The sequence below is a fragment of the Acidovorax sp. KNOB132 genome, assembly GCF_057541515.1.
The window spans coordinates 1-4,027 of sequence record NZ_BAAJYT010000307.1; the positions used below are offsets into that span (position 1 = coordinate 1).

At 66.2% G+C, this 4,027-nt stretch carries 4 protein-coding genes; all 4 read right to left on the reverse strand.

Features of this window, described 5'->3' with window-relative positions; all coding sequences use genetic code 11:
- Positions 1 to 37: 37 nt before the first annotated feature.
- Entirely contained in the window at positions 38 to 937 is a 900-nt protein-coding gene (locus AC27IO_RS21455) for an ABC transporter permease (RefSeq protein ID WP_272564119.1), read from the reverse strand.
- Positions 938 to 1,029: 92 nt separating this feature from the next.
- On the reverse strand, positions 1,030 to 1,944 hold the full coding sequence (locus AC27IO_RS21460) for an ABC transporter permease (protein ID WP_498740669.1): 915 nt from the start codon (positions 1,942 to 1,944) through the stop codon (positions 1,030 to 1,032).
- Positions 1,945 to 2,030: 86 nt separating this feature from the next.
- On the reverse strand, positions 2,031 to 3,314 hold the full coding sequence (locus AC27IO_RS21465; RefSeq protein WP_272564121.1) for an ABC transporter substrate-binding protein: 1,284 nt from the start codon (positions 3,312 to 3,314) through the stop codon (positions 2,031 to 2,033).
- Between the two features lie 111 nt (positions 3,315 to 3,425).
- Positions 3,426 to 4,027, reverse strand: a 602-nt coding sequence (locus tag AC27IO_RS21470; RefSeq protein WP_498740671.1) for an ABC transporter ATP-binding protein, incomplete at its 5' end; no start/stop codon positions are given.

Consider the following 4,027-nt stretch of genomic DNA (forward strand, 5'->3'; position numbering starts at 1 on the left):
TGATCACGGGGGGCGCGGCCGGCGGGTGCGGGAGGCTTCATCGGGCGGCCCCCGCGCGGCGACCGCGCCCGAGCAGCCACACCAGCGCCAGGGTGAGCCCCATCACCACGAAAGAAACCACCGTGGTCAGCGTGCCCAGCGCGTAGATCGACGGCGTGGTCACGGTCGATGTCAGCCCCTGCAGTTCCAGCGGCAGCGTGTTCACGTCGCCGATGGCCTGCGAGGTGCGGGCGATCTCGTCCCAGCTCAGGGTGAAGCCGAACATGCCGATGCCCACCACCGACGGCGCCACCAGCGGCAGCACCACGTGCGCGAAGCCCTGCCACGGCGTGGCGCCCAGGTCCCGCGCCGCCTCTTCGTAGGCCGGGTTGAAGCGGTTGAACACCGCGAACATGATGAGCAGGCCGAACGGCAGCGTCCACGTGAGGTGCGCGCCCAGGGCCGAGGTGAAAAGGCCCAGAGAGGTGCCGAAGCCCTCCAGCGTCTCCTGCAGGCCCAGCCAGCCCAGCACCGCCTTGATGGCGGTATCGATCAGGCGGAACTCCAGCCCGATGCCCAGCGACACGATGATGGACGGCATGATGAGGCTGGCCACCACCACGAAGAACAGCGTGTTGCCGCCTGCCAGCCGCTTGCGAAAGGCCAGGCCCGCCAGCACCGAAAGCACCACGGTGCACGCCATCACGGCCAGCCCGAGGGCGAGCGAACGCCGCAGCGCCGCGCCGATGTCCACCACGCCCAGCCCCTCGGCCAGCTGGCGGAACCAGTGCAGCGACAGGCCGCGCATCGGAAAGGTCAGCCCGCCTTCGGGGCCCTGGAAGCTCAGCACGAAGATGACCAGCATGGGCCCGTACATGAACAGCACGAACAGAACGAACACCATCGCCAGCAGCCAGAAGCTGAGCGGGCGCGGCTCGCGCAGGCGGGTTTTGTTCATGGAAAGGGCCTCCATGCCATGGGAAAGACGAAGGGGGCGGTGCCTGCGCGGGGCACCGCGGAAAAGGATGTGCGTGCGTGAACGGCCATGGCTCAAAGCTCCTTGCGGATGTCCACCAGCCGCGTGAGGCCGTAGATGATCATCAGCACGACGGCCAGCAGGATCACGGCGTTGGCCGCCGCCAGCGGAAACTGCAGGTACGAGGTCTGCACCTGGATGATCTTGCCCACCGAGGCGATCTGCTGCCCGCCCATCACGCCGATGGTGACGAAGTCGCCCATGACGATGGTGATGACGAAGATCGAGCCGATGATGATGCCGGTGCGCGACAGGGGCACGATCACGTTCCACAGCGTCTGCCAGCCCGAGGCGCCGGAGTCGCTTGCGGCCTCCAGCAGGCTGCGGTCGATGCGCATCATGCTGTTGAAGATGGGCACGATCATGAACATGGTGTACAGGTGCACGAAGGCCAGCACCACGGAAAAATCGGAGAACAGCAGCCACTCGATCGGGGTCTGGATCAGGTGCAGATCGATCAGCGTCTGGTTCACCAGCCCGTTGCGCCCCAGCAGCGGCACCCACGAGATCATGCGGATCACGTTGGAGGTCCAGAACGGGATGGTGCACAGCACGAACAGCAGCGTCTGCATGCCGGGCGAACGCACGTGGAAGGCCAGGAAGTACGCCACCGCGAAGCCCAGCACCAGCGTGATGCCCCACACCAGCAGGCTGAACTTGAGGGTGGACAGGTAGGTGCGCAACGTGGTGCACAGGTCGGCCGTGTTGCCGCAGCCCTCGAACACCGACAGGTAGTTCTTGAAGGTGAAGCCGGGCAGCAGTTCGTATTCGTTGAAGTCCCAGAAGCTCACCATCAGGATGAGCCCGAGCGGGACGAGAAAGAACAGCACAAACACCGCGGTGAACGGCGCAGCCTGCCACCAGGCCGCGATGCCGCGGCCGGGCGCGGCGGCCACGGCGGCGGTATGGGAGGTCGAGGGAGGGTTCATGGTGCGGTGGAACGTGCTGAAGGAAAGGGCTTGCGAGACTGGCCGATCGGTGAACCCGGGCAGCGGGTGCCGCCCGGTTTCATCGGTCAGGCCGCGACGAATTCATTCCATTTCTGGACCATGTAGTTGTTCTCGTCCATTAGCGCGTTCCAGCAGGCGATGCCGCCCATGCGCGACTCGTAGCTGCCGCCGTCGCGCACGCTGCCGGCCTTGGCCAGCAGGTCGCCATTGGGGCTCTTGATGTCCTGCGCGGCGGGCTTGCCTTCCATCCAGTAGGCCCACTCGTAGGCTTCCATCTTGGCCTTGGCGGTCTCCAGCACGGCGCTGTAGTAGCCCTGGCGGTTCAGGTACGCGCCGGCCCAGCCGTCGAGGAACCAGTTGATGAACTCGTACGCGCCGTCCAGCTTCTTGCCCGACAGCGTGGCCGGCAGCCCGAAGCCCGCCGCCCAGGCGCGGTAGCCCTCCTTGAGCGGCTGGAAGTTGCAGGCGATGCCCTTGGTGCGCACCGCCGTCACCGCCGGGCTCCACATGGACTGGATCACCACCTCGCCCGAGGCCATCAGGTTGACCGACTCGTTGAAGTCCTTCCACAGCGCGCGGAACTGGCCGGCGCGCTTGGCTTCGATCAGGGTCTTGATCGTGAGGTCGATCTCCTTCTTGGTCATGTTGCCCTTGTCGGGGTACTTGTACAGGCCCATGGCCTCGACCACCATCGCCGCATCCATGATGCCGATGGAAGGAATGTTCAGGATGGCCGTCTTGCCCTTGAACTCGGGGTTCAGCAGCTCGGCCCAGGAATCGATGGGGCGCTTGATCAGGTCGGGGCGGATGCCCAGCGTGTCGGCGTTGTACACGGTGGGAATCAGGCTCATGAACTGCGTCGGGCTCTTGGCGAACACCTTGCTCTTTTCGCCTTCGAGGTAGATCACCTTCTTGGGCGCGGTGCCCTGCTCGCCCACCGCCTTGCCGCCCACCATGCCGGTGGTGAACAGCGGGGTGATCTTGTCGGCATTCTTGATGCGCTTGGTGTCGATGCCCTTGAGGTTGCCCGTGGGCACGATCTTCTTGAGCGAGAAGTACTCGGTGTCGATCAGGTCGAAGCTGTTGGGCGCGGTGACGGCGCGCTTGGTCACGTCGTCCGTGGTCACGGCCACGTACTGGATCTCGATGCCCGTGTCGGCCTTGAATTTTTCAGCGATGGCCTTGTCCTGGTTCACCGCCGTGCCCAGGTAGCGCAGCACGATCTTCTCCTGCGCATGGATGGCCGGGAACATGCCGGCGGCCAGGATGCCGGCCGTGCCCTTGAGCAGCGATCGGCGCTGCACGGCGGACGACGGGGCAGCGAGGGATTCGGAAGACGCATCGGACATGGAAAGCTCCTAGGTTGAACGAAGGGACAGGGGGAAAGGGAAATCTTTTGTCGGCCAGCAGCGGCAGGAGCCGCGACGCCCGGTGCGTTGCGGCTGCCGGCCTGCAGCGCCTCAGGCCGGCACCGCGACGGCGGCACCTGCCGAGGCCGGTGTTGTGGACGGCGCCTGCAGCGGATGCGCGCGCTCAGGCCGCCAGTGCAGGCGCACCGCATCGCCCACCTGGTAAGGCCGGGCGGCGTAGGCGTCTTCAGACACCATCACGGAATACGCGGCGGTGGTGCTGGACGACACCACGGCGCCCTCGTCCTGCAGGCCCAGCAGCACGTAGGTGCCCTGGTACTCCACATCGGTCACCATCGCGCCGATGTGGCTCGACCCGGCCGGCAGCGCCTCGCCCACCGCGGCGATCTGCAGGTGGTCGGTGCGCACGCCCACCGGGCCGGACGGTGTGGCGATCACGTTGTGCCCGCCCATGAAGCGCGCCACGAACTCGCTCGCGGGCCGGTTGTAGACCGTGTGCGGCGAGCCCACCTGCTCGATGCGGCCATGGTTCATCACCACCATCGTGTCGGCCAGGGCCATGGCCTCTTCCTGCGAATGGGTCACGTGGATGAAGGTCAGCCCCAGCTCCTTTTGCCAGCGCCGCAGCTCGGCGCGCATCTGGATGCGCAGGAACGGGTCGAGCGAGGACAGCGGCTCGTCCAGCAGCAGCA